22 protein-coding genes and 1 pseudogene are annotated in these 26147 nt (G+C 63.4%); 15 read left to right on the forward strand and 8 right to left on the reverse strand.

Features of this window, described 5'->3' with window-relative positions; genetic code table 11:
• The first annotated feature begins 3 nt into the window (after positions 1 to 3).
• From ACWUKX_RS01615 to nuoG, 9 genes are all read left to right on the forward strand, one after another.
• Positions 4 to 1479, forward strand: a complete 1476-nt coding sequence (locus ACWUKX_RS01615; protein ID WP_456003220.1) for an NADH-quinone oxidoreductase subunit M — start codon at positions 4 to 6, stop codon at positions 1477 to 1479.
• Positions 1476 to 2915, forward strand: a complete 1440-nt coding sequence (locus ACWUKX_RS01620; RefSeq protein ID WP_455838524.1) for an NADH-quinone oxidoreductase subunit N — start codon at positions 1476 to 1478, stop codon at positions 2913 to 2915. The genes ACWUKX_RS01615 and ACWUKX_RS01620 overlap by 4 nt, the downstream gene beginning before the upstream one ends.
• Positions 2916 to 3067: 152 nt before the next feature.
• Positions 3068 to 3433 (forward strand): NADH-quinone oxidoreductase subunit A, encoded by a 366-nt coding sequence (locus ACWUKX_RS01625; RefSeq protein WP_023800384.1) that lies wholly within the window; start codon positions 3068 to 3070, stop codon positions 3431 to 3433.
• Entirely contained in the window at positions 3421 to 3924 is a 504-nt protein-coding gene (locus ACWUKX_RS01630; protein ID WP_027152448.1) for a NuoB/complex I 20 kDa subunit family protein, read from the forward strand. The genes ACWUKX_RS01625 and ACWUKX_RS01630 overlap by 13 nt, the downstream gene beginning before the upstream one ends.
• Positions 3921 to 4457 (forward strand): NADH-quinone oxidoreductase subunit C, encoded by a 537-nt coding sequence (locus ACWUKX_RS01635; protein ID WP_456003223.1) that lies wholly within the window; start codon positions 3921 to 3923, stop codon positions 4455 to 4457. The genes ACWUKX_RS01630 and ACWUKX_RS01635 overlap by 4 nt, the downstream gene beginning before the upstream one ends.
• A gap of 27 nt (positions 4458 to 4484) precedes the next feature.
• Positions 4485 to 5699, forward strand: coding sequence for an NADH-quinone oxidoreductase subunit D (gene nuoD / locus ACWUKX_RS01640; RefSeq protein ID WP_455838526.1), 1215 nt, complete (start codon positions 4485 to 4487; stop codon positions 5697 to 5699).
• 16 nt (positions 5700 to 5715) lie between these two features.
• A complete protein-coding gene (locus ACWUKX_RS01645) occupies positions 5716 to 6228 on the forward strand; it encodes an NADH-quinone oxidoreductase subunit NuoE (RefSeq protein ID WP_455838527.1) in 513 nt (170 codons plus the stop codon).
• 5 nt (positions 6229 to 6233) lie between these two features.
• Complete coding sequence (nuoF, locus tag ACWUKX_RS01650) at positions 6234 to 7499, forward strand: complex I 51 kDa subunit family protein (protein WP_455838528.1); 1266 nt, start codon at positions 6234 to 6236, stop codon at positions 7497 to 7499.
• A 31-nt stretch (positions 7500 to 7530) separates the two neighbouring features.
• Entirely contained in the window at positions 7531 to 10143 is a 2613-nt protein-coding gene (nuoG, locus tag ACWUKX_RS01655; RefSeq protein ID WP_456003225.1) for an NADH-quinone oxidoreductase subunit NuoG, read from the forward strand.
• Positions 10144 to 10166: 23 nt separating this feature from the next.
• On the opposite strand, the gene ACWUKX_RS01660 is transcribed toward nuoG, so the two are convergent.
• From ACWUKX_RS01660 to nuoH, 3 genes are read right to left on the reverse strand one after another with little or no spacing between them, the layout of a single operon-like run.
• Entirely contained in the window at positions 10167 to 10607 is a 441-nt protein-coding gene (locus ACWUKX_RS01660; protein ID WP_065007029.1) for a CBS domain-containing protein, read from the reverse strand.
• A gap of 39 nt (positions 10608 to 10646) precedes the next feature.
• A complete protein-coding gene (locus ACWUKX_RS01665) occupies positions 10647 to 11213 on the reverse strand; it encodes an NADH-quinone oxidoreductase subunit I (protein ID WP_128345626.1) in 567 nt (188 codons plus the stop codon).
• 23 nt (positions 11214 to 11236) lie between these two features.
• Positions 11237 to 12223, reverse strand: coding sequence for an NADH-quinone oxidoreductase subunit NuoH (gene nuoH / locus ACWUKX_RS01670; protein ID WP_455838532.1), 987 nt, complete (start codon positions 12221 to 12223; stop codon positions 11237 to 11239).
• A 1369-nt stretch (positions 12224 to 13592) separates the two neighbouring features.
• On the opposite strand from nuoH, the gene ACWUKX_RS01675 reads away from it, so the two are divergent.
• The gene (locus tag ACWUKX_RS01675) at positions 13593 to 14330 is read left to right on the forward strand and encodes a protein-L-isoaspartate(D-aspartate) O-methyltransferase (protein ID WP_029354979.1); all 738 of its coding nucleotides are present in this window, start codon (positions 13593 to 13595) and stop codon (positions 14328 to 14330) included.
• Positions 14331 to 14341: 11 nt separating this feature from the next.
• A complete protein-coding gene (locus tag ACWUKX_RS01680; protein ID WP_456003229.1) occupies positions 14342 to 16777 on the forward strand; it encodes a spermidine synthase in 2436 nt (811 codons plus the stop codon).
• A gap of 415 nt (positions 16778 to 17192) precedes the next feature.
• Here the strand turns inward: ACWUKX_RS01680 and ACWUKX_RS01685 are convergent, their stop codons facing one another.
• Positions 17193 to 19082, reverse strand: a complete 1890-nt coding sequence (locus ACWUKX_RS01685) for an OmpA family protein (protein ID WP_456003232.1) — start codon at positions 19080 to 19082, stop codon at positions 17193 to 17195.
• Positions 19083 to 19828: 746 nt separating this feature from the next.
• Positions 19829 to 20290: pseudogene (locus ACWUKX_RS01690) on the reverse strand (ISAs1 family transposase); the annotation flags it as partial.
• Between the two features lie 215 nt (positions 20291 to 20505).
• Between ACWUKX_RS01690 and ACWUKX_RS01695 the strand changes: the two are divergent.
• From ACWUKX_RS01695 to ACWUKX_RS01710, 4 genes are read left to right on the forward strand one after another with little or no spacing between them, the layout of a single operon-like run.
• A complete protein-coding gene (locus tag ACWUKX_RS01695) occupies positions 20506 to 20952 on the forward strand; it encodes a thiosulfate oxidation carrier protein SoxY (protein WP_456003234.1) in 447 nt (148 codons plus the stop codon).
• A 15-nt stretch (positions 20953 to 20967) separates the two neighbouring features.
• Positions 20968 to 21294 carry a thiosulfate oxidation carrier complex protein SoxZ gene (gene soxZ / locus ACWUKX_RS01700; protein ID WP_456003236.1) on the forward strand — a complete coding sequence of 109 codons (327 nt, stop codon included), beginning with the start codon at positions 20968 to 20970 and terminating at the stop codon, positions 21292 to 21294.
• A gap of 54 nt (positions 21295 to 21348) precedes the next feature.
• Positions 21349 to 21690, forward strand: coding sequence for a c-type cytochrome (locus ACWUKX_RS01705; RefSeq protein WP_456003238.1), 342 nt, complete (start codon positions 21349 to 21351; stop codon positions 21688 to 21690).
• 6 nt (positions 21691 to 21696) lie between these two features.
• Positions 21697 to 22965, forward strand: coding sequence for an NAD(P)/FAD-dependent oxidoreductase (locus ACWUKX_RS01710; protein WP_456003240.1), 1269 nt, complete (start codon positions 21697 to 21699; stop codon positions 22963 to 22965).
• Between the two features lie 8 nt (positions 22966 to 22973).
• Here the strand turns inward: ACWUKX_RS01710 and ACWUKX_RS01715 are convergent, their stop codons facing one another.
• From ACWUKX_RS01715 to ACWUKX_RS01725, 3 genes are read right to left on the reverse strand one after another with little or no spacing between them, the layout of a single operon-like run.
• On the reverse strand, positions 22974 to 25100 hold the full coding sequence (locus tag ACWUKX_RS01715; RefSeq protein ID WP_456004054.1) for a heavy metal translocating P-type ATPase: 2127 nt from the start codon (positions 25098 to 25100) through the stop codon (positions 22974 to 22976).
• A gap of 56 nt (positions 25101 to 25156) precedes the next feature.
• A complete protein-coding gene (locus tag ACWUKX_RS01720) occupies positions 25157 to 25885 on the reverse strand; it encodes a sulfite exporter TauE/SafE family protein (protein WP_456003242.1) in 729 nt (242 codons plus the stop codon).
• Between the two features lie 30 nt (positions 25886 to 25915).
• Positions 25916 to 26038: a hypothetical protein gene (locus ACWUKX_RS01725; protein WP_268929141.1), complete on the reverse strand. Its 123-nt coding sequence runs from the start codon at positions 26036 to 26038 to the stop codon at positions 25916 to 25918.
• Positions 26039 to 26147: the final 109 nt, after the last annotated feature.

The following is a 26147-nucleotide window of genomic DNA, read 5'->3' on the forward strand; positions in this document are numbered from 1 at the left end:
GCGATGGCGGTCCCGCTGCTTAGCCTCATCGTGTTCATGCCCGCCGCCGGGGCAGCGGTTCTGATGTTTCTCCGCAGCGACGATGCGGTGCGGTGGACGGCGCTAGGTGTCACCGTCCTCGACCTCGCTCTCTGCATCGCTATGCTGGCCGGCTTTGACACCACTACCCACGAGATGCAGTTCACCGAGACGCGCCCGTGGGTGCCCGCGCTCGGAATCACTTACGCGCTCGGCATCGACGGAATCAGCGCGCTCTTTGTATTCCTGACTGCGTTACTGGGCTGGATCTGCGTGCTCGCCTCGTGGGTCGCGATCGACCGCAAGGTGAAGGAGTTCATGGTCAGCCTGCTGGCCATGCAGGCGCTGATGCTGGGGGTGTTCTGCGCGCTCGACCTGTTCCTGTTCTACGTCTTCTGGGAGGCGATGCTGATCCCGATGTACGTGATCATCGGCGTCTGGGGTGGCGACGGCCGGGTCTATGCGGCGTTCAAATTCTTCCTCTACACGCTGGCGGGCAGCCTTCTGTTCCTGATCGGTGTCATCGTGCTCTATTTCCACGGCGGCGAGACTTTCGACATCCTCGCCCTGACGGCGCAGGATTTGCCGTTCCGGGTTCAGTCCTGGCTGTTCTTTGCCTTCCTGGCCGCCTTCGCAGTCAAGGTGCCGATGGTCCCGGTCCATACCTGGCTACCGGACGCCCATGTGCAGGCGCCGACGGCGGGCAGCATCATCCTCGCCGGAGTGCTCCTGAAGATGGGCGCCTACGGGTTCCTGCGATTCTCGCTACCGATGCTGCCGGAGGCGTCGCTGCATTATTCGACGCTAATGCTGGCCCTTTCGGCGCTTGCGATCGTCTATGGCGGGTTGCTTGCCTTGGCGCAGGATGACCTCAAGAAGCTGGTTGCCTATTCCAGCATCAGCCACATGGGCTTCGTGACGCTGGGAATTTTCACGTTGAACCTCCGTGGGCTCGAGGGCGGCATCCTGCAAATGTTCAATCATGGCGTAACGACGGGCGCGTTGTTCCTGTTCGTCGGTCTGATCTACGAGCGGACCCATACCCGCAGCATCGCGGATTATGGCGGGCTGATGAAGGCGGCGCCGGTCTATACCGCGTTTCTTGCGCTGTTCACCCTGTCGTCGATGGCGCTGCCGGGAACGAATTCGTTCGTGGGCGAGTTGCTGGTGCTGTCGGGCGCGTTTGCGGCCAATCTGGCTGTCGGCGCCGCCGCCGTTGTGGGTGCTCTGCTGGGCGCGGCCTACCTGCTTGGCATGTACAGGAAAGTCGCGCTCGGTCCGGCCAGCGTCGGCGCGCGGTTCAAGATACGCGACGTGAACGCCCGCGAGATGGTGGCGATCCTGCCACTGGCCGCCTTTGTGCTCTGGGTCGGGCTCTATCCGAAACCCTTTCTCGACATCATCGACGCATCGGCGAAGCATCTGCTGGCGCAGGTGCACGGCAGGGGGGACGGCCCATGACCGACGCCGCGCTCTACCAGTCGATCCTTGCGAGCCTGCCCGAGATCGTCGTGGTCACCGGCGCCTGCAGCCTCCTGATCCTGGGTCAGATTGTGCCAAAGGGGCCGGGGCATTTCCTCGTCTGGGCTTCCGCTGCAACCGTGCTGGTTGCGGCCCTGGCGACACTGTTACTGGCGGGCGAGGTGCGGCCGGCCTATTCGGGCATGTTTATCGCCGACCGCTTCGCGGTCTTCTTCAAGATGGTGTTCTACCTTTCGACCATCCTGACGTTCCTCCTGTCGCGAAAATATGCCGAGATCGAGGAGATCGCGTTGAGCGAATACTATGTCCTGCTGCTCTTTGCGCTTTCCGGCATGATGATCATGGCCTCGGCAACCGATCTTCTGTCGATCTATGTCGGCCTTGAGCTGATGGCGCTCTCGACCTATGTGCTTACCGGCTTCCTCAGGAAGGAGCGGCGGTCGAACGAGGCGGCGCTGAAATACGTGGTTCTCGGCGGGGTCTCGACAGGAATCTTCCTCTACGGCGTCTCACTGATCTATGGGATCACCGGTACGACGCAGCTGGACGGGATGGCTGCGGCGGTGATCGGCGACCCGCTCGATCCCGGATTGCTCCTGGCGGTGGTCTTCATCGTCGCGGGGCTGGTCTTCAAGGTCGGCGCGGTGCCGTTCCACATGTGGGTGCCGGACGTCTATGAAGGCGCGCCGACGACAATCACGGCCTTCATGTCGGTCGCCCCCAAGGCGGCGGGGTTCGCGGTGATCCTGCGCGTGTTCCTCAACCCGCTGGTCGCCGCTTCCGACGCCTGGATCATCGTCGCGGTGATCGCGGTGGTGACGATGGCGCTCGGCAGCTTCGTGGCGCTGGTGCAGGACAATTTCAAGCGCCTGCTCGCCTATTCCAGCATCGCCCATGCGGGCTTCGCGCTCTTCGGCGTGGTGGCGGGTGGCGCCGACGGGATTGCCGGCGTGATGCTCTACCTGCTGATCTACGCCTTCATGAATCTCGGTATCTTCGGCATCGTCATCATGATGCGGAATGGCGATTTCTCCGGCGAGGTCATCGAGGACTACGCCGGCTTCGCCAAGTCGCATCGCGGGTTGGCGCTTCTGATGCTGCTCTACCTGTTCTCGCTCGCCGGCATTCCGCCGACAGCCGGGTTCTTCGCCAAGTTCTACGTGCTGGTGGCGCTCGTCGAGCGGGGTTTCGTCACGCTGGCGGTGATCGCGGTGCTGCTGAGCGCCGTCGCCGCCTACTTCTACATCCGCATCGTCATGGTGATCTACATGCGCGAGCCGGAGCGCGCGTTCGAGCCTGCCCTGACGCCGTCCGTCCGCGCCACGCTCGCCTTGACCGCCGCCGGCACCATCGGCATCGGACTGTTTCCGGCGTGGTTTCTGAGGCTTGCCCAGAGTTCCGTGTTCGGCGGTTGACTACGATTGGATTTGCAATGAACCGGCCAACCGAATACTCTTGGCGCTACGAAAGGATGCCCTAGTCGCTGCACGAGGGCCGCACCGCCGGCCAGAAGATTGGTCGGTCGCAGCTTGAGCAAGCCCTCGGTGGGTGACCGGGGCAGCGCGACATGACTGGAATGGAATTCCTGCCGGTTCTCTTCATGGTCGCCGGAATTGTCCTGGTGGCCGTGGCGACGCTGTTCGTCTCCTCGCTCCTGCGCCCGTCCAACCCCTATCCCGCGAAGAACATGCCCTATGAGTGCGGTATGGACCCGGCCGGCGAGGCCGCCGGGGGCCGCTTTAGGGTGCAGTTCTTCATCCTAGCAATCCTGCTGGTGGTGTTCGACGTCGAGGCGATGTTCCTGTTTCCCTGGGCCGTCGTGCTGAAGGAGATCGGGCTCGTCGGCTATGTCGAGATGTTTGTCTTCATGCTGCTGCTTATCGTGGGCTTCGCCTACGCCTGGCTGAAAGGAGCGCTGGAATGGGAGGAGTAGGCGAAACGATTCGCGACAGCGTGCTGTTCACCACCGCCGACAGCGTCATCAGCTGGAGCCGGCGGTCGGCGCTCTGGCCCGAGACCTTCGGGATTGCCTGCTGCGCCATCGAGATGATTTCGGCCGGCTGCGCCCGCTACGACCTCGACCGCTTCGGCGTGGTGTTTCGGCCTTCGCCGCGCCAGTCCGACGTGATGATCATCGCCGGCACGGTGACGCGGAAGTTCGCTCCGGTCGTGCGCCGGCTCTTCGACCAGATGCCGGAGCCACGCTGGGTCATCGCCATGGGCACCTGCGCGATCTCGGGCGGGGTCTACAACACTTACGCCGTGGTGCAGGGGGCGGAGACTTTCGTGCCGGTGGACGTGCATGTGCCCGGCTGCCCGCCGCGGCCCGAGGCACTGATGCATGGCATCCTTCTGCTCCAAGAGAAGATCAAGAGGTCCCGCGCGCTGGCCGGGACGCCTCTGGATCGGGTTGCAGCCTCATGAGCGTGGAGACGTCCCTCATCCGCACCCTGATCGCGGAACGTTTCGGGGGGGAAATCGAGGAGCTTGGCTTCTCGCATGGGGTTCACGCTTTCGCCTCACCGCCTGACATGATCGTCGAGCTTTGCCAATTCCTGAAGGGCCATCGGGCGCTGCGGTTCGATTTCCTGTCCGACATCTGCGGGGTCGACCATTATCCCGAAACGCTGCGCTACGAGGCGGTGTACCACCTCTATTCGCTGCCGAACAAATGGCGCGTTCGGATCAAATGCCGCCTCGGCGATCCGCCGCGGGTCCCGTCGGTGACGGGGGTCTGGCGGACCGCCAACTGGCACGAGCGCGAGGCCTGGGACATGTATGGCATCCAGTTCGAGGGCCATCCCGACCTGCGCCGGATCTACATGTGGGAAGGCTTCGAGGGCTTTCCGCAGCGCAAGGACTTTCCGCTCCGGGGCTACAAGGATACGCTGAACCCGTTTGGCGCGGAAGGCCCGCCGCCGACGCAGCCCGATCTCGCCACCAAGGACATTCCATAGGGAGGCCGTTCGACGCCGGGAAGTGAGATGACCGAAGTCACGGAACTGAGCAGGCCGGCAGGTGAAGCGCTCGACACAAAGGAGGTGCTTCTCAACCTCGGCCCGCAGCATCCCAGCACGCATGGGGTGCTGCGGCTCGTCCTTGAGCTGGACGGCGAGTATGTCGCGCGCGTGGACCCACACATCGGCTACCTCCACCGCGGCACCGAAAAGCTGGCCGAGAGCTTCACTTACACCCAGATTTTTCCGCTAACCGACCGGCTCGACTACCTCTGCCCGCCCTCGAACAACCTCGCTTTCGCTCTAGCGGTGGAGAAGCTCCTGGGCATCGAAGCGCCGATCCGCGCGCAATATATCCGCGTGCTGATGGCCGAACTCGCGCGGATCTCCGGTCACCTCCTGATCACCGGTGCGTTGCCGATGGACCTGGGCGCCATGACCGCGTTGGTTTACGCCATGCGCGAGCGTGAAATGATCATGGACCTGTTGGAGATGATCAGCGGGGCGCGGATGCACACCTCCTTCTGCCGCGTCGGGGGTGTGCGCGAGGACCTGCCCGGCGGGTTCTTCCCCAAGATCAGGGAGTTCTGCGGCATCTTCCCGAACCGGATCCGCGACTATGAACGGCTGGTCGAGAACAACCGGGTGTTCCTGAAGCGCACGCAGGGGATCGGCGTGATCTCAGCCGAGGACGGTATCGACCTTGGCCTGAGTGGCCCGAACCTGCGGGCCTCGGGCGTCGACTGGGACATCCGCCGCGACGAGCCTTACGAGATTTACGACCGGCTGGCTTTCAACGTCATTACCCGCGATGAGGGTGATTGCTACGCGCGCTGGCGATGCCGCGTCGAGGAGATGCGCGAGAGCGTCCGGATCATCGAACAGTGCCTCGACCAGATGCCCGAGGGGCCGTTCCAGATCGACATGCCGACAATCGCTTTCCCGGTGGACAAGGACAAAGTGCACTGCTCGATGGAGGCGCTGATCCAGCATTTCGACCTCTCGGCCTATGGCTTCAAGGTGCCGAAGGGCGAGGTCTATTCGGCGATCGAGGCGCCAAAGGGCGAACTCGGGTTCTACATCATCAGCGACGGGTCGCAAAAACCGTTCCGGATGAAAGTGCGGGCGCCGTCATTCGTCAACCTTCAGGGACTGTTCGGGGTCAGCAATGCCCGCTACCTGGCGGACATGATCGCCGTGCTGGGCAGCTTCGACCCTGTGATGGCCGAGGTAGACAAGTAGCAGGGGATTTGACGCGATGAACATGCGCGAAAAGATCGAGGCGGCGGCGGCGCGGTATCCCGACCGGCGCTCGGCGATCATGCCCGCGCTTCTGATCGCGCAGAAGGAACATGGCCACCTGCCCGGCCCGGTGTTGGAAGAGGTCTCCGACATCCTCGGTGTCGAGCGGGTCTGGGTCTACGAATTGGCGACCTTCTACACCCTCTTCCACACCGAGCCGGTGGGCCTGTTCCACCTGCAACTCTGCGACAACCTCTCCTGCATGCTGTGCCGATCCGAGGACCTGCTGAGGCATCTGGAGACTGTGCTGGGGATCGAAAAGGGCGGCACGACCCCGGACGGGCTGTTCACGCTTTCGACCGTCGAATGCCTCGGCGCTTGCGAGATGGCCCCGGTGATGCAGGTCGGCGACGACTATCACGGCGACCTCGACATTGCGCGGATCGACGCGCTCTTGGACAGGCTGCGCGCGGCGGCGGGGCAAACGACTGGCGCCGAACTCGCCGCCGCAGGACCGCCGGGTGAGTAGCCGCCATGTTCGAACCGGTCCTTCTCAGAAACATGGACGTGCCGGATGGCCATCTGCTTTCGAGCTATGAGGCCGGCGGCGGCTACCAGGCGCTGGCGAAGGCGCTGCGCGAGCACACGCCCGACGAGATCATCGACCTCGTCAAGCAATCGAACCTGCGCGGTCGCGGCGGCGCCGGATTCCCGACCGGGTTGAAATGGAGCTTCGTGCCGAAACGGGCCGACAAGCCGAAATACCTGTGCTGCAACGCCGATGAGGGCGAGCCCGGCACGTTCAAGGACCGGATCATCATGGAGCGTGATCCGCACCAACTGATCGAGGGCATGGTGATCAGCGCCTACGCGATCGGGGCGGAAACCGCCTATGTCTACATCCGCGGGGAATACGTGCTGGCGATCCACCGGCTGAAGCAGGCGATCGCCGAGGCCCATGCGAAGGGTTATCTGGGAACACGGATTCTGGGCTCGGATTTTAATTTCGTCGTGCACATCCATTGCGGCGCCGGCGCATATATCTGCGGCGAGGAGACGGCGATGCTCGACTCGCTCGAAGGCAAGCGGGCGCAGCCCCGTCTGAAACCGCCATTTCCGGCGGTCGCGGGGCTCTACGCCAGCCCGACCGTGATCAACAATGTCGAGACGCTGGTCTGCGTGCCGCATATCGTGGCGCGGGGGCCGGACTGGTTTCGCAGCATCGGCCCTGACAAGAGCCCCGGTCCGAAGCTTTATTGCCTCAGCGGGCACGTGCGGAACCCGGGCCTTTACGAACTGCCGATGGGCATATCGCTGCGTGAACTGGTCGAGGACCGCGCCGGCGGGCCGCCGCCGGGGCGCAGGATCAAGGCGGTGATCCCCGGCGGGGTCTCGGCGCCGCTGATCCCGGAGCGCGGGCTGGATGTCGGGATGGACTTCGACTCGCTGGCTGCGGTCGGCTCGATGCTTGGCTCGGCTGGAGTGATCGTGATCGACGACTCGACCTGCATGGTCAAGGTCGCCACCCGGATCATCGAGTTCTTCCACCACGAGTCCTGCGGGAAATGCACGCCTTGCCGCGAAGGGCTGAACTGGGTGGTGAAAGTGCTGCGCCGGGTCGAGGCAGGGCAGGGCGCGCCGGACGATCTGGAACAGCTGGAAGCGCTCTGCAAGGGCATTTTCGGCAACACGTTCTGCGCTCTGGGCGACGGCGCGGCTATGGGGCTGCGGGCGGCACTGGCGCATTTCGAGCATGAATTCGTCGCCCATATCGAGGAGGGCAGGTGCTCGTTTCACTAAGGAGCGCGCAGGGAGAAGGCCGCAAGAAGTCATGGTTAGCGTCACGATCGATGAACAAACGCTGGAAGTGGACGCAGGCTCTACGGTGCTGCAGGCTGCCGAGCGTTTGGGCATCGAAATCCCGACCTTCTGCTATCTGAAGCGGCTGCCGGCGCTGGCCTCCTGCCGCATGTGCCTAGTGGAGATCGAAGGGCAGCGGCGGCTGCAGCCTTCCTGCGCCACCGCGGTCACCGACGGCATGGTGGTGCGGACTAACACGCCGCTGATCGACGAAACGCGCTCTTCCATGCTCGACATGCTGCTTGCCAACCACCCCCTCGACTGCCCGATCTGTGACAAGGGCGGCGAGTGCGAGCTTCAGGACATGGTGATGGCATACGGGCCCCGGGAAAGCCGATTCCGCGATGCCAAACGTGTGTTCCACTCCGAGGACATCCGTCTCAGCCCCGTCATCATCATGAACGTCAACCGCTGCATCCAGTGCCAGCGCTGCGTCCGGATGTGCGAGGACGTGGTCGGAGCGGTCGCCTTGGGCACCATCGAAAAAGGCATGGATACCGCCGTCACCGGCTTCGAGGGCAGTCTCGCGAGTTGCGACCAGTGCGGCAATTGCGTCGAGGTCTGCCCGGTCGGCGCGCTGATGAGCTTCCCCTATCGCTACAAGGCACGGCCCTGGGATCTGGTCGAGACCGACACGGTCTGCCCGCATTGCGGCACCGGCTGCCAGCTCACCGTCGGCGCGCGCAAGGGCGAGTTCATGCGGGTCCGCTCGAAGTGGGAGCATGGCGTCAATCGCGAAACGCTCTGCGTGCGGGGGCGCTTCGGCCTCGACTTCGTCGGGAGCCGGGACCGGATCAAGCGGCCGATGATCCGTCGTGACGGCGCACTGGTTCCGGTTTCCTGGGACGAAGCCGGGGACTACCTGCGCCGGCGCCTGTCGGCCGTCGAGAGCAAGGCTGCGGGCGGGCTGGCCTCGCCGCGCCTGCCCAACGAGGTGCTTTATCAGTTCCAGAAGCTGATGCGGACGGTATTCCGGACCAACAACATCGACTGCTCGTCGCGCTGGTCCACGCCCTTCGAGACGCTCGGCCCGTTGGTGGCGGGCTTCTACAGCCGCGCGCCGCTGGAGGAGGTGATCGGCAACGACTGCGTGCTTGTCGTCGGTGGCAACGTGACCGACGAGAACCCGGTCACTGAATACCTGCTGCGAGACGCGGCGCGGCGGAGGCAGACCAGGTTGCTCATGCTCTCGGCGAGGCCATCCCGGCTGGACACCGATGCCCGAGCGGTCGTTCGTGTTGCTCCGGGCGCTGAGGCTGCGGCCCTTGCCGCAGTGGTGGCCGGTCTCGTGGCGGCGGCCGGCCAAGCCTTGCCGAGCGAGGTTCTTGCGGGCGTCGGCGCGGCAACCGGCTGGGCACCAGCGACTACCGGCAGCGACGGGCCGGACCGTCTAGCCGCTGCGCTGCTGGACGGCGGGAGCGTCGCTGTGCTTGTCAGCGCCGACCTCCTGAGGCTTTCCGAAGCGCGCGCAACGCTGCAGCAGCTCACCAACCTGCTGCGGGTTCTCCGCGTGCTCGGCAAGGGCCCGGCGATGCAGTTCCTCTTCGACCGAGCCAACCAGCTGGGCGCCTGGGACATGGGGGTTCTGCCGGCGGCCCTGCCGGGGCTGCGCCCGGTCGGCGATCACACGGCGCGCACAGCTCTCATACGGGCCTGGGGCGCCGAAATTCCGCCTGAGCCGGGCGCGGATCTCGACGCAATGCTGGCGCTTTGTGACAAGGGGCGGGTAGGCGCGCTTTATATCGTCGGAAGCGACCCCCTGATGACCTATCCCGACCGGGGATTCGTCAAGCGGGCGCTTGATGCCACCGATCTCCTGATCGTGCAGGACACCTTCCTCACCGATACCGTGGGTCTGGCCGATGTCGTCCTGCCTGCGGCGGGTTATGGAGAGGAATCCGGCACCTTCACCAACAACGAGGGCCGGATCCAGGCGGTCCGCAAGTTCCGCGAACCCGCCTTCGAGGCGCGGGGCAATCTGGCGATCTTGGACTTCGTCGCAGCGCTCCGCAACCAGGCAATGCAACCGTCGATGCAAGGCGAAATCTTCCGCGAGATTGCCCGGCTGGTTCCGGCCTACCAAGGGCTGACGCAGGACGGGCTTGGCGCTGACGGAGCATTCACCACGGCGGACCCGACGCCGCCGGCTGGCGAGTTCTTCGCCCCTCCGCCTAACCCGAATGCGGCCGACCGGCTCATGTTGGTCACCGGCAACTGCCTGTTCCACAATGGATATCTTTCCGAACGCTCGGAGATCCTAAATACGGTGGCGGATGACCCGTATGTTGAGATGAGCGCGTGGGACGCCGCGCAGCTTGGCCTTTCGGATCGCGATCAGGTGATCGTACGATCCACCCAGGGCGAACTGAGGGCGCAGCTCAAGGTCAATAGGCATTTTCCCGGGGGGCTCGTGTTCGTGCCGGAAAACTATAGAGACCTGCGTCTCAACAGCCTTATGCGGCGGGGCGAATACCCTTGTCCGGTGGAGGTTCAAAAGGCGCACGCTGCCTTCGCCACCGGAGTCGAGGCGCGCCCTGAAAGTCGCGGCCGAGGCATTGCCGAGCTTCCGGGCAGTTCACCCTAATCGGCTCCCCCGGGTTTGTATCCTCAGTGATAAGGGGTCCCGGCAATGTAATCGCTCAACGCTTGCTCGGTACGGAGCAATTCGTCGAGCCGGTGCTTGACCACGTCGCCGATGCTCACCACGCCGACAGAAGCGTCGCCGTCCATGACCAACACATGGCGCGTGCGTCGGTCGGTCATGAGCGACATCACAAAGGGCAGCAAATCCTGTGTCGAACAGGTCACCACACTGCGGTTCATGATGTCGGCGACCCGCATTGTGGGCGCCTCGATTCCGTATTCAGCCACCGCATAGCAGCAGTCCCGCTCCGACAGCGTGCCCAGGCATTCCCCGGGCGAACTGCTGACGACCACGAATCCGATGTTGTTGTCCCGAAACAGCCGCAGGACTTCTACGACCGTCTGATCTGGTGTGACCGAGATGAGCTCGGGAGATTTGGTCTTCAAGATTTGGCAGACAAGCATCTGAGCCTCCTGTGCTCCGGCTTGACGGCTACCGCGCGTTCACGTTCGGCGGATATTCCGCCACCAGTTGTATCCCTGCGGCTCACTCGTCTCGACCAGCACGTCCTGTTCGGTGTTCAGACGCGCCGCGACCACACCGCCGCCGGTCGTCGCCTTGCCCGGTTTGCCGAGCAGATCGTCACGTCCGACCACCAGGTCACGCGAGGAAAAACTCGAGAATTCGTACTCTTGGCCAAGCGCGATCGCGTCGGCCGGGCAGGCGTCCTCGCACAGCCCGCAGAACAGGCAGCGGGCCATGTCGATCTCGAATTTTGCTGGATGCCGGTTGCCCTTCTCGTCCTCGTAGGGAATGACTTCGATACAGTCGCAGGGACAAATCCGCGCGCAGAGCTCGCAGGCCACGCACTTGATCTCGCCCTCTTCGTCGCGCGTCAGGAAGTGATGCCCGCGGTAACGCGAATAGGGCAACCATTTTTCCTTGTCAGGATACTGCATGGTCACGGATCTGGAGAACATGTAGCCGAAGGTCAGCGCCAAGGCGCCCGCTAGATCGGCGAAGAATGCCCAGCCGATCCATGTTCCACGTATGTGCAGTGCGCGCGACATCGCCGCCTCGCTTGGAGTGGCCCTCAAAGGAAAGCAACTCCTGTTACTATTATGTTCGCCAGTGACAGTGGAAGCAAGACTTTCCACCCGATCGCCATCAGTTGGTCGTATCGATAGCGCGGGAAGGTGAAGCGGAACCACATAAACACATAGAGAAAGAACGCGACCTTGAGCGCAAACCAGAGGAGCGGCGGCAACGGGATCAGCACGCCGTTCCAGCCGCCGAAGAACAGGATGACCGACAGGACCGACACCAGCAGCATGACGGCGTATTCGCTGACCATGAAGAACGCAAAGCGGATGCCGCTGTATTCGGTATGGAACCCGGCCCCCAGATCGCCTTCCGCCTCCGCCAGGTCGAATGGAATGCGCTGCGCTTCGGCCAGCCCGGCGACGAAGAATACGAAAAACCCGACCGGTTGGTAGACGATGTTCCAGACATCGGCCTGCGCCCGTACGATCTCGAGCAGGCTCATGGATTGCGCCAGCATTACCACGCCGATGACCGCGAACCCCATGGGGATCTCGTAGCTGATCATCTGCGCGCAAGTCCTGAGGCTGCCCAGGACCGCGTATTTGCTGTTCGCGGCCCAGCCGCCGAAGATGACGCCATAGACCTCGATCCCGATCACCGCGAAGACGAAAAGGAGCGCCACGTTCATGTTGGAGACGTAGAGCGTGATCTCGGCGCCGAGGACCGAGACGCTTTCGCCGAAGGGGATCGCGACGAACACCACGAAGGGCGGGGCGAGCGCCAGGATCGGCGCCAGTTTGAACAGGAAGCGGTCGGCTTCGGCCGGGATGTGGTCCTCTTTGGTCAAGAGCTTGATGCCGTCCGCCACCGGCTGCAGCAGCCCGTGCCACCCCACGCGCATCGGCCCCATCCGCTGCTGGATGTGCCCGGCGATCTTGCGTTCCACCCAGGTCAGCGGCAAAGGCAGCAGCAGCAGGATCGCAATCAGCAACGCGACCTTGAAGGCGATCAGGCCAAGGGCGACGACAAGTTCCATAATCCGCGGCTACTTGTTCATCGGGTTGAGACTTACGATACTGAGCACTGCGCTTGTCCGGCTTCGCGGAAACGACAGTCTGCCGGCGGCGACGCAACTTGTGCAATGGTATCACAGTCTTACCGTTGCTGGCCATGGTGTGTGTCGCTTGGCGCTCAAACGGGCCCGCACATCGAGCAATGGCACGCAACGACGGGACCAGATGGCCCCAGCGCCTAATACTGAACGCCTCCACAAACAGCCCCCTTCTTACCGTTCAACAACGGCATTCGGCACGAGACACATTCCTAAGGGCCAGAACGCAGGGCACTGAACCGCTTAATCGGTGCAGGTGACGCTCCCCCACTAAAGGGCAATCCGAACGAGTTGCCGCCCGCCCGGCCAAAAAGAGACCGACAACGCAGACGAGAAATGGGGAAATCTCGGCAGCGCCATCGGTCCAACGGACCAAAGGCGAGGAGGGTTTGGTGCATTGTCGATGCTATCGGTCATTTCCTGACTGACGACCCGCTTCCTCAGCCGCGATGGGAACAAAAGCCGCGCTACAGCCCATCGACCCGTCAGAGCACAAAAACCCGGTTGGCAAGCAGCACGATCCCGAGCTAACGATCTGACAGGCATCCCTACAGCAGAGGCCAACAGAAAGATGGTATCTCAGGACACTGCACGGCCGTGCGGCGATCGGCGGTGTTTCGGATACTGCGAGGTGCTCCGTCGCAGATTTGGATTTAAGCCATTTTGTGACGGTATTGTTGACGGTATTCGAAGGAACGCCAATTAGAATTCTATCGCATAATCAATAAGCTATGAGGGCAGTAGACAATCGAGTGGGAGTAGGGGCAAACGGCGGCGATAGCGCAGATTCGGCGCCCAGTTGGTCTCCGTTCGATGTTGGCTGCTCTTACGGCTCTCATCTTCCTGTCCAGCGACTAGACTATCTCGAGCCCGGTCGGAGCCGGGTGTAAAGAGGCATTACCGTCGTGGGGGAGCTACGGCGTACTCTGGCGTGCAAATCGGCTGATTTGGTCTGCGCCAAAGCCGCTTGGCGAGTCCTGCTTGAGGTCTCGACATGACCCGCTCCGGACCTTTGTGTCGATTCGTCGGAAGGGCTGCAATAAAGTGGATAGCGGACTTGCAGGCAGGTAACCGCGAGGTCCCTGGCACCGTGAAGGATGCATAATGCAGTCAGGCTGCTTGCCGTCCCATTTGCGGTCGCCGCCTGAGGCGGAAGACGCCTTCTGACGCACCACCAATCTCCAACGGGGTTGATCCGGACCTGGTGCCGCGACATGTTTGGTGTGAGATCGGAGCGGCGTTTGCTTCAAAAGCCGCCGCCTTCGTTCTCGACGTCGTGGGCCAGGAGAGGTTCATGAGTGCTCTAGCCCAGTGCCGAGCGTTGCTGGCCGCGTTTCTCGCGAGTGTCGCCGCCTTCGTTTCGACATCGGCGCCCGCCCAGGACCGCGCAGCCGAGCGTGCGGCCATGATCGAGACGATAAAGGGACACGCCCGCTCCGCGGCATACAGTATCGATCCGGCGGTGCTCAAGACAATGGGAACCGTGCCGCGCGACCGTTTCGTACCCGAGGCGCAGCGCGGCGCGGCCTATCATGACCGGCCCCTGCCGATCGGGCACGGTCAGACGATCTCGCAGCCCTTTATCGTCGCGCTTATGACCGACCTGATCAATGTCCGGCCTGGCGACACCGTCCTCGAGATCGGCACCGGCTCAGGCTATCAGGCAGCCGTCCTGTCGCCCCTCGCCGCCAAGGTTTACTCGATCGAAATTATCCCGGAACTGGGCAAGAGGGCAGCGGCACGACTTGCGGTGCCCCGCTTCGACAACGTTCAGGTGAAGGTGGACGACGGCTATTACGGCTGGCCTGAGCACGCGCCCTTCGACGGCATCGTAGTGACCGCGGCTGCCAGCCATATCCCGCCGCCGCTTGTCGAGCAGCTCGCTGAAGGAGGTCGGATGGTCATCCCCGTGGGAGGCCCCTTTGCAACCCAGTTTCTCATGCTCGTCGAGAAGCGACTAGGCGGAGGCATCACGACCCGGCAGCTTCTGCCGGTGAGCTTCGTTCCGCTGCGGGGAGGTCCCTCCCGGTGAGAGCGGGCCGCATGCTACCAGTCGGTCTCATTTCGGCAGCGGTTCTCGGTTACGAATTGCTGCTGATGCGATTGTTTTCGATCGTTCAATGGCACCATTTTGCCTACATGATCATCAGCATCGCGCTCTTGGGCTTCGGCGCGAGCGGTACGTTCATTGCGCTCGCCCAGCGCTGGCTAGTGGAGCGGTACCCGGCTGCTTTCGCGGCGTCGGCAGCGCTGTTCGGCATGACCGCGGTAGCCAGCTTCGCCATCGCCGAACGTCTGCCGTTCAACGCGCTCGAGATCATCTGGGATCCGCGGCAGCTCGGTTGGCTCGCGGCCAGCTATGCGCTTCTGATCCTGCCGTTCTTCTTTGGCGCGACCTGCGTCGGCCTTGCTTTCTGCCGCCATCCCGGACAGATCGGACGCGTCTACGCCTTCGACTTGGCCGGCGCAGGGATCGGTGCGCTGGGTATCGTCGGGCTCCTGTTCCTGGTCTTCCCATCTACGGCGCTGCGTTTCGTTGCAGCACTGGCATTCGCGGCGGCTGCCCTTGCCGCGTTCGGCATGGTCCGCCATCGGTGGCTCGCAGCGGGCGGCCTTGGATTGGCAGCGGCGTTCGTTGCAGTATCGCTACCGCCGTCCTGGGTGGCCCCCGAGCCGCATATGTCGCAGTATAAGGGCCTCCGCATGGCCCTGGAGGTTCCGAACGCGCGGGTGATCGAGGAGCGGTCGAGCCCGCTCGGGTTGCTGACGGTTGTCGAGAGTCCGACCGTCCCCTTCCGTTACGCGCCTGGCCTCAGCCTAGCCAACACCCAAGAGCCGCCTGCGCAACTCGCCGTCTTCACCGATGGCGACAGTATTGCGGCGATTACCGCCTATGGAGGCGATCCGGCGAAGGTCGCCTATCTCGACCGGACAACGGCGGCGCTGCCGTACCGCATCCTCGAGCGGCCGCGGGTACTAATCCTCGGCGCCGGGGGCGGCGAGCAGGTGCTGCTGGCGCTGCGCGCCGGGGCCGATACGGTGGATGCGGTAGAGGTCAACCCGCAAATGATCGACTTGGCTCGGAATCGCTTCGCCGACTTCGCTGGCGGTATCTTCAGCCGACCGAACCTGCGCTTGCATTTGGCCGAGGCGCGCGCTTTCGCTGCGACTGCCGGCGAGCGCTATGACCTGATCCAGATGCCGCTCCTTGACTCCTTCAGCGCGGCCGCGGCCGGCGTGCAGAGCTTGCATGAAAACTACACCTATACCGTGGAGGCAATGCGGGATTACCTCGCAATTCTCAGACCAGATGGTGTCGTCGCTATCACACGATGGCTGCGCGTGCCGCCGCGTGACAGCCTTAAGCTGTTCGCCACCGCCATAGCAGCGCTCGAGGCGGAAGGCGTGGCCGAGCCGGGCCGGCACCTGGCGCTGATCCGGAGCTGGAATACCGCTACTTTGCTCGTCGCCAAGTCGCCCGTCAAAGGCGAAGACATTGCGGCCATTCGCAGCTTCGCGGCCGAGAACTTCTTCGACATCTCTTGGATGCCAGGCATCTCCGCGAGCGATGTGAACCACTTCAACCAGCTCGATCAGGAATATCTCTACGAGGGAGCCCTCGCCCTCCTCGGCCCTGAGTGCGCCGACTTCATCGAGCGCTACAAGTTCGCCATCGCACCGGCCACCGACAATCGGCCCTATTTCTTCGACTTCTTCCGCTGGCGCGCCCTGCCTGAACTCCTAGCCCTGCGCACCCAGGGCGGGGCAGCGATGCTCGACTGGAGCTACCTGATCCTCGTGACGACTCTGGTCCAGGCTGCCATCCTCAGCGCCGTCCTGATCCTCCTGCCGCTATGGATTCGCAGACACGCGCTCGGGAAAGCTTTGCACCGGCTGCGTTTCGGGCTCTACTTCCTTGTTTTGGGGCTAGCCTTCCTCTTCATCGAAATCGCCTTCATCCAGCGCTTTGTGCTGTTCCTCGGTCATCCGTTCTACGCTGTCGCTGTCGTGCTTGCGGGCTTCCTCGCCTTCGCCGGTCTCGGTAGCGCCGTTGCCGCACGCTGGGCAGCGGCTGTCGGGCGCGGATCGGCGGTGCGCGGCATCGCCCTCGCTGTCGGGGTTATCGCGGTCCTGGCTGCCACCTACCTTCTCGCGCTACCCTCAGTATTCGAAAGGCTGCTGGCGTTCCCGGACGCCGCGAAGATCGCGATCGCGCTCCTTCTCATAGCGCCGCTCGCTCTTTTTATGGGCATGCCGTTTCCACTCGGCCTCGGGCATGTCGGCGCGCGTTCGGAAACATTCATTCCCTGGGCGTGGGGAATCAACGGCTGTGCGTCCGTGCTGAGCGCGATTCTCGCCACGCTGCTTGCAATGCATATCGGGTTCTCCGGCGTCGTGATGATCGCCATGGTCCTTTATCTTGTCGCCCCAGCCTTGCTTGCAAATCGGTTCCGAACCACGATCCCTTTCCGGTCGTGAAGTTCTTCACGCCTAACCGGGGCGCCATCGACGATCTACGCACTTGACCCCGAATTGGTTGCCGAGGTGCTCGCCTTCGTCCCGACGGCATAACGCTGGTCACTCAATGCAATGCGTTTCGCCAGCCGCGCCGTCCTTCATGAAGGCCGCATCCACGAGATCGGCCCGCCCGGCAAGGTCTTCGCCAGCTCTAACACGCCCGAGCGCCGCCCACTTCCTCGGCGTCAATTAACCCGGTTCACTCAAGCAGGGCAGGGCTTGACCCAACCCCAGTTGTTACTCGATTTCGACCTCAATATCGCAACAGGTGGCGGAAGCGGATCTTGACCGGGCTGGATGCGTGTCGTCTATCTGGCCCGCTCGATACGCTGAGCCTGGCGCTACCTTCCCGGCAGGCTCAAAACAAGGGTGGGGCCTATTCGGAGCTCGCCACGGGTGCGACCAGCGGCGTGATGCGGCGGATCGCGACGCGCCGGTTCTCGCGTTCGGGCTCCTGGGTTTCAACCTTCAGGTACTGCTCGCCATAGCCCTGCGTCTCCATGTTCTCGGGCGCTATGTCGAAGACGTTGGTCAGCGCGGTCGCCACCGCCTCGGCCCGCTGGTCCGACAGCGCCAGGTTCGCCACCTCCGCCCCGACCGCATCGGTGTGACCCTCGATCAGGAAGGTCTCGCCCGGGTTCTCCTTGAGCAGGCGCTGCATGGCCTCGGCGACGCCTTCGAGCTTGCCGATCTCGCTCTCCGGGATCTGGGCCGAGCCGAACTCGAAATTGATGATATCGAGATCGATGCGCCTGACCTTGTCGCGGATGCGCGCCGAACGCCGGACCTCGTCAAGCGAGTAGGTGCGCTCCACCTGCTCGACCGGCGGCTGGTCGAGGAATGTATAGTAGTCTTCGGGGTCCTCAACCCATTCCGCGTCCAGTATGTAGTCGCGAACCGGAATGTCGAGGTCGAGGGGCGGCAGGTCGAGGCCGGGATCGCGCCATTCCAGCACCTCGTCGTAATAGTCGTCTTCGACATAGACGAGGACGATCTCGCGATCGTCGGGCAGGATCTTCACACGGCGGACGACATCTCCCCAGCGGTTGCGGATCGTGACGATCCGCGTCCCGTCGGGACGGACCACAACCTCGCGCTGCCGGCTGCGCGGCAGTTCCTCGTAGTAGACCTCGCGCGCGTCGATGATGAAGCGCTCCTCGCGGGGCCGCTCTATGAAATAGGTGTTGTCGGTTCGGAAGATGAAGCGGTTGTTGACCTCGCGCACGAGTTCCGCGCTCTGCGGAACCTCGGGACGCTCCCTGCGCGGGCGTTCGATGCGGCGGCCTTCCTCGGAGATGACGGAGCCGATTTGCACTGGATCTCTCAAGGCTCGCGCCTGCGCCGCGGCGTCGCTTTCGGGCAGCCGCTCGGCCCTGGCCCGAGCGGGCTGATCCGGCTCGGCGCCGCCCGGCTTGCGCCTCACCGGCTTTTCCTTGGCGCTGTCGAAGAGCCTGGCGGCGTTTTCGGGACGACGCATCGCCGCTTCGCGCTCCTTGCGCCGCTTCACGCGCTCCTCGGTGATCGCCGGCTCGGGTTCGGCGTTGCGTTGTCTGGCGGCTTCGCGCTCCTTGCGCCGCTTCTGGCGTTCCGTGGTGATCGCCGGCTCGGGTTCGGCGGCACGCTGTCTGGCGGCCTCGCGCTCCTTGCGCCGCTTCTGGCGTTCCTCGGTGATCGCCGGCTCGGGTTCGGCGGCAGGCCGTCTGGCGGCCTCGCGATCCTTGCGCCGCTTCTGGCGTTCCTCGGTGATCGCGGGCTCGGGTTCGGCGGCACGCCGTTTGACGGCTTCGCGCTCCTTGCGCCGCTTCTGGCGTTCCTCGGTGATCGCCGGCTCGGGTTCGGCGGCACGCCGTTTGACGGTTTCGCGCTCCTTGCGCCGCTTCTGGCGTTCCTCGGTGATCGCGGGCTCAGGTTCGGCGGCACGCCGTTTGACGGTTTCGCGCTCCTTGCGCCGCTTCTGGCGTTCCTCGGTGATCGCGGGCTCAGGTTCGGCGGCACGCCGTTTGATGGCTTCGCGCTCCCGCGCCGCAGGTCGCTTGGCCCGCTCGCGCTGCGCCGGCCTTTCTGCCTGGGGAGTCCGCTGCTCGTCGCGTTTGGCCCCCTTTCTCTTCTTCCTGCGCAGCAGCTCTTCCTCTTCGGACGACTGGGCTTGGGCCAGAATGACGGGTGCCGCGAGCGGCTGGGCGTCGCGCGAAAGTGCGGGAAGCGGAGCAGGTGTCAATGTGAGGCCGACCGTGGCACCGACAAGAATCCGAAAATGGCGTTTCATCTGGACAATGATTCCGTAGAACAGTCCCTTGCGCATCCCCAACCTTGAAACAGGTAAGATTGTTCCCAATCGGTCGGTTGCCGGGCGCTTCGAGGCGTTTTTCCGTCGAGAATATGTCCAGGGCGCGGCGCTTCATCGGCCGCAGCCGGGAATGGCGAGAAGCGCGACACTTTTGATGAGTTTCACGGGACCGCTGTCGATGATCATCGATCGTCAAGAACGAAAAACAATGTTGGACCTCTGCGTACGGCATCGCGGGCGACACTGGAAAATGCCAATCTCGCACCCACGTCCAAGCGACCTTTGTATTTCAGGAAGCTCGATGACGGTCAGATCTTTGATAATGATCGGCCGACCCCGTTCTATTATGTTCGCCCGCAGCGACGTCGAACCGCTAACCCCTGTGTGGTCCTTGCAGCGAAGCAACACGAAGGCCTGCCAACGGGTCGGAGAGGCGACCGACAGGGTCACCCCGATGTTGGTCCGGAATTGGCGCTCGTTGCTCTTTCCGATTGACCTCCTAAAAATCGGCGCGGGAAGGTCGCAGAAGAGTGGATAGCTGCAGTCCGCTTAGGCCGGCTATGTATCGTCTGAGGTCAGCTGGAAGGCGGACCTTAGTCTCTTAGACCGAAACGCCAAGAGTTATCGAATGAGGGCAACAGCCGCGTTCAGGCGAGGTTGAGGATGTCATCGCGGTGCGGCAAGCGTGCGGCTCTCATGTACAACTTCAGGGCTCCGAATCCGGGTTAACGGCGTAGTTCGCCGAGGATTGCGGCGAGGTAGTCAGTGCTCCACCCTGCCTTTTTGCGTCTGAGTTTGATGGAGCGCTTGTCGCTGACGGCTCTGACCAGGTTGAGAGCGAAATGGCGCACGATCGCCATGTTGAGAGCGCCGTAGCCTTTTCTGAGACGCGACTGGTCGTCGTTGAAGACGACGTCGAGGGTCCAGTGCAAAGCGTTCTCGACCAGCCAGTGGCCGCGCACGGCATGAGCGGCCCGTTCGGCCGTCAGTTCGGCGGAGGCGATACAGTATCGCGTGTCGAAGCGGCTTTTGTCCTTCAGCCCGATGCGCGAGCTGACGCGCACGATGGTTGTGGCGCCTGGCAGGCGCAGTTCGCCGGGAAAGCGGCGCTGGCCTTCGAGTCAGCCAGTCTCGCGCGAGACGGTGACGGTGCGCTCCTCGATGTCGCCATGGCCATTGTCGAGATCGACGAAGCCCCATGGAATCAGATCAACCGCAATCCCTAAAGCCCGTTAACCCGAGTTCGCAGCCCTGTGTCCAACTTCCCCGAGATTGCTCCCAGCGGTTGTCGGTGCTAAATTTGGTAGAAGCAGCCGCACTGATGTGTCCGAGTGCGCCGCCCGCCGCCGCCGATGTGTTCTTGGAGTGGCCTAAAGAGTGGCAGGGTTTGGAGACCGGGACGATGAGCTTGACGCGCCGCGATGTCTTGATCGCCGGGAGTGTAGGGTTTGCCGGGGTTTCGCTCTTCTCGCTGCAGAGCGCGCGTGCGAACGATGAAGCGCTGGATCTCGTCGAACAGCTCACCGGACGGACGGCCACGGTGTCGGATCGCCTGCACCTGATAATGCCGACGGACTTCCCGACCGGCTATACCGTGCCCATGAGCCTTTACATCGACAGCCCAATGACTGAGGCCGACCATGTGAGGCAAATGCGCGTGTTCGCGCCGCGGAACCCGCTTATCGAAGTCGCCAGTTTCCATTTCGTCCCCCAGCGCAGTCTACCTCGCGTGTCGACACGCATCCGTCTTGCCAGACCGCAACATGTCGTCGCTGTTGCCGAAATGAATGACGGCAATTTGCTGATGACCACGACGTGGGTCCGTGTCGCCACGGATGGATGTGCCTGAGATCGGAGAGAGACAGTGACCACCCCGACACCACGCGTGATCGTGCCGAGCGCCGCGGCGAAGGGAGAGATTTTTCAGGTCAAGACCATCATCAGCCATGAGATGGAAACGGGGCTACGCCATGATGATCAAGGCAATGTAATCCCGCGCAGGATCATCAACAAGTTTGTCTGCCGCTACAACGAAACCGTGGTGTTCAGTGTCGATCTTCACGAGGCGATTTCGGCCAACCCATTCTTCGAATTTTCCTTGCGCGCGACGGAGAGCGGCCGGCTCGATTTTGTCTGGGAAGAAGACGGCGGTGCCGTCTATATGTTGTCGCACCAGTTCACGGTCGGTTGAGGTGGCGACGCAATCGAGCTGCGCGAATTATGGCGTGACAAGTTGAGTGGGAGCGTGACCGGAAAACTGCGAAACAGACGGGTATTCAGCATGCGCCCCGTCGCGAGATCTGCGATTGCCACGGGCCTCGTGCTGCTCTTCAGCCAATCCGACGCGGCGGCGGGGGCCGATCAAGGCGCTCAACTCGCCGCGACCTGTGCGTCCTGCCATCGCCTCGATGGCGGCGGCACAGGCATTCCCAGCATCATCGGGCTTGGTGAGGAGAGGCTCACCAACGCCCTGCTTGCCTACCGGGCGAGCGAGAGTCCAAATCATATCATGCACGCTATCGCGCTGTCGCTCAACGACGAGGAGATCGCGAGCGTCGCGCGCTATGTCGCAGCGCAGGGAAAGTAACGCGCCATGAAATCCTGGACGCGTCGCGAGTTCGGCCGCCTCACCGGAGCAGCGTTGCTAACGGCGCTCAACCAGCCGAAGGCGCGGGGCCAGGCCAAGGCACGTGTCGTCGTGATCGGCGGCGGCATCGGCGGCGCAACGGTCGCCAAATATCTCGCCGCCAGCGCCACGGCTATCGAAGTGACCCTGGTTGAACCGCGGCAGAGCTACGCGACCTGTTTCTTCAGCAATCTCTATCTCGCCGGGCTGCGCCCGTTCGAATCGCTCAGTCATGGTTATGAAGCGCTGGCAAGACAATATGGCATCACCGTCATTCATGAGTCCGCCGCGGCGATTCACCCGGCGGCGAAAACCGTTGCGCTGAACAACGGTTCGAAGCTCAGCTACGACCGTCTCGTTGTTGCGCCAGGCATCGCATTCAGGGATCGGGCGCTTAAGGGCTATGACGAAGCGGCGATGGAGATCATGCCGCACGCCTGGAATGCAGGGCAGCAAACCAGGCTGTTGCGCCAGCAACTGGAAAGCATGGAGGACGGCGGGCTATTCGTCATCGTCGTTCCGCCAAACCCGTTTCGCTGTCCGCCCGCCCCCTATGAACGCGCTTCGCTCGTCGCATCATATTTCCGGCTGAGCAAACCCAAAGCCAAAATCCTGATCCTCGATGCGAAAGACAGCTTCAATGCGCAGGACCTGTTCCAAGACGCTTGGAACCGCCACTATCCGGGAATGATCGAATGGCTGCCGGCCCAGTTCACTGGCGGGGTCACGGCGGTCGACGCGAAGACCCGGTCGGTGATCACCGCGGGAGCAATATTCAAGGCCGCGGTGGCCAATGTCATCCCGGCGCAAATGGCCGGGCGCTTGGCGCAGCAGGCAGGGCTCGCCAATCAGTCGGGCTGGTGTCCGGTCGATCCGGTCACCTTCGAATCGGCGCTGCAGCCCGGCGTCCATCTGGTCGGCGACGCGATCATCGGCGGGGATATGCCGAAATCCGCCTTCTGCGCCAACAGCCAGGCCAAAGCCTGCGCCTTTGCCATCGCGGCCGATCTCACCGGATCAGCGCGTTTCCCGGCGCATTTGTTCAACACCTGCTACACCTATCTCGCCCCCGACGATGCGTTCAGCAACGCCATCAGCTTCAAGCCCGTCGACGGGAAGCTCAAGAGCGTCATCAGCTTCGTCAGCAAGGTCGAGGAAAGCGCCGAGGTCCGCCGGCAGGCTGCGCGCGCGGCGGAAGGCTGGTATGACGCGTTCACGCACGACGTGTTTGGCTGAAACGAAACTCAACTCCGCTCGACGGCCGGGCCGGCCATTGCGGAAATGCCGGCACCATTCTGGGTACGCTCCGCCTTGGCGCCGTATCGTTGCTCCGGGATCAGCGCTGGAACAGGATCGGGCAGCCGCTCCAGCCGCAGCGAATTCACCACCACGAGGATGCTCGAGCCGGCCATGACCGCCGCCGCAAGGATTGGCTGCAGAAGTCCGAATGCTGCGAACGTCAGCGCGACGAGGTTGTAGCCGAACGCCCACATAAGGTTGGTCAAGATGGTCCTGCGGACCGCGCGGGCCACGTCGACGATCCAGGGTAGCATCCACAATCCGTCCGCAGGCAGCACGAGCCCCGCAGTCTCGCGGGCGAGATCGGTGGCGGAGCCGACGGCGATACCGACATCTGCGGCGGCCAGGACCGGCCCGTCATTCAGTCCATCGCCGACCATCGCCACCGAACCGTGGTCTTGGCGGAGCCGATCCAGGGCCAGCCGTTTGGCCTCCGGCGAATGGCCCGCTTGGACGTCCTTGATCCCAACCAGGGCCGCGATCCGCTCCGCCGCTTGCGCCAAGTCGCCGGTCAACAGCGTGGCGTCGAACCCGCGCTCACGCAGGGCCGCGATCGCGGCCTGCGCCTCGGGAAGCGGTGAATCATCGAGCGACAGCACGGCGTGAACCTGCTCGCCCCAACCGACATAGACTACTGAATGACCGCTCGCCTCCAGCGACCGCGCACGCTCGGCCAGCGACGGGGGAAGCGGCCAGCCCAGATCATTCATCAATCTGCCGTTCCCTGCCGCCACGGGCCGGCCTTCGGCGCTGCCGCGGACGCCACGGCCGGGAACCGTTCGGACATCGCGGGTGACGAGCGGCGTGATGCCCCGCTGAGCGGCGGCTGCCGCGATGGCCCGCGCCAGACCATGCTCGGAAAGGCGCTCCAGACCGGCGGCGCGCGCCAGTACTTCGTCGATGCCGACCTTCTCGCAGTCGACGCCGACGAGACGCGCTTTGCCCGCCGTCAGAGTGCCGGTCTTGTCGAAGGCGAGCAGCCGGACACGCGCGAGGGTCTCGAGCACGCCGGGGTCGCGGACGAGGCAGCCGTGCCGCGCCAGCCGGCCGATGCCGAGTGATGTCGCCATCGGAGCAGCGAGGCCGACGGCACAAGGACAGGCAACCACCAGTACCGAGAGGCCAATCAGCAACGCCCGATCGAACGGCAACGACTGCGCCCAGTAAACGATCGTCAGCCCGCCGAGGGCGAGGACGAGCGGCACGGACACGCCAACGACACGATCGGCAAGGCGCTGGGTTGGACTGCGACGGCCCAGCGCTTCGCGCACCGACCGGCAAATCCGCGCCCAGCGGGTTGCGGTTCCGTCACCGCTGCTTTGGATCAGGAGCGGGCCGTCGATATTGATGCTGCCGGCGATCACCTTGGAGCCGGCGCCCTTTGTCACTTGCCGGCTTTCTCCGGTAATCACGGCTTCATCGGTGTTCGATTCGCCCTCGACAACCACGCCGTCGACCGGAATGCGCTCGCCTGGCCGCACCCGCACCAGCATGCCGGCCGATACCTCCCGCACCGGACGGCGGATCTCTGCCGCGCCATCGACCACGGTCGCGCTCTCGCTTTCTGCGGCCAGAAGAGGTTCGAGGTCGCGCGCCGCCCTGGCGCGGCCAACAGCCTCAAGATAGCGGCCAACGGTGAATAGCATCAGCACCATCACGGCGGTGTCGAAATAGACATGCGTGCTGCCCTCGAACACGGCAAATGCCGAATAGAGGTAAGCGGCAGCGACGCCAAGCACGATGAGTGCCGACGACGTCACTCGTCCCTGAATGCCATTGAGCCACATTTCGCGCAGATAGGGTCCGCCGAGAATCACCACCGCCGGCGTCGCGAAGATCCAGAGCAAAAGGTGAATCCACGGCAGCACGCCCGCATCGACGCCGGTGAACGCGTCCGAATAGAGGAGGAGGCTGAACATCATGATATTCATGGAGAGAAATCCTCCCACGCCGAGCTGGATCAGAAGCCAGGCGGCTTCCCACTCTTCGTGTCTGCCGCTCTTCACCTGAAAGGCGATGCAACAGCCGTAGCAGCAGAACGCGCAAGCCTCACCGTTGAGCCTGCGCTCCATCGGGCGCAGGCCGACGGGCAGCGAACAATGGCTACAGAGGATATCGCCATGCGCAGTCATGCGGGATGTCCGCCCAGCCAGGCGAGGCCGATATGCGCGTCGGAAGGCAGGAGACCACGGCCGAGCGTGATGAGACCGAACAAAAGAATAAAGCCGCCGGCCAGCCGCACGCCACGCCGCCGCCAGGCTGGCCCGAGTATCCGGCCGACGCCGCCCATCATCAACATCGCGGGAAAGGTTCCCAGTCCGAACGAGGCCATGATGAGAAACCCGGGAAGCGCTCCGGCGGTGCTCGCCGCCTGGGCGGCGAAGGCATAGACCAGGGGACATGGCAGGAAGCCGTTGAAAACGCCAAAGGCGAGCGGTGCGGCGCTGCTCGGTGCCGTCAACAGAGCGCGCAGGGACAATGCAAATGTGCTGCCGCCAAATCCGATCGCAAGGCGATGAAAGACCTGCAGCAAACCGAAGAACTGCAACGCCATGGCGATCATGAGCAGGCCCGCGACGATCGCGAGAATTCGTTGGGCGATGTCGAGGGAGCCGTTCAAGAGCGGCGCCGCCGTTAGACCTTGCGTGGTGCAGATAACCTGACCGATCGCACCAGCGAGCCCGCCCAGAAAGCAATAGGTTGTCAATCGGCCGGTATTATAGAGCAGGTGGCGAAGGGCGGTTGCGCCTCCGCCTCGCTGATCGCGGCCCAGCGCGCAGGCGAAGCCGCCGCACATGCCGATGCAATGAAAGCTGCCTGCAAATCCAGCGGCGAAGATCACGAGGTAGTAGATCATTGGCGTTTTCGCAGCGCCGCGTCCGCGCCGCTATTGCCGCACAAGATAGACAAGATAGATGATAAAGCCGACGGTGCAGCCGCCATAGATGAGGAAGCCGAGCATCTGCGGCAAGCCGGCGTCAGCGAGCTTGAAGATGGTGTCCTGTAGCATCCGCTGCTCCTATGTCAGCCGAAATAAAGACGAAGCACGTTTGTCGCCATCTCGAAGGCCAGGAAAAGGAGGTTCAATGCGGCGACTCCAAGAAGAATTCTGGCTACCA

Source organism: Mesorhizobium sp. f-mel (genome assembly GCF_053850215.1).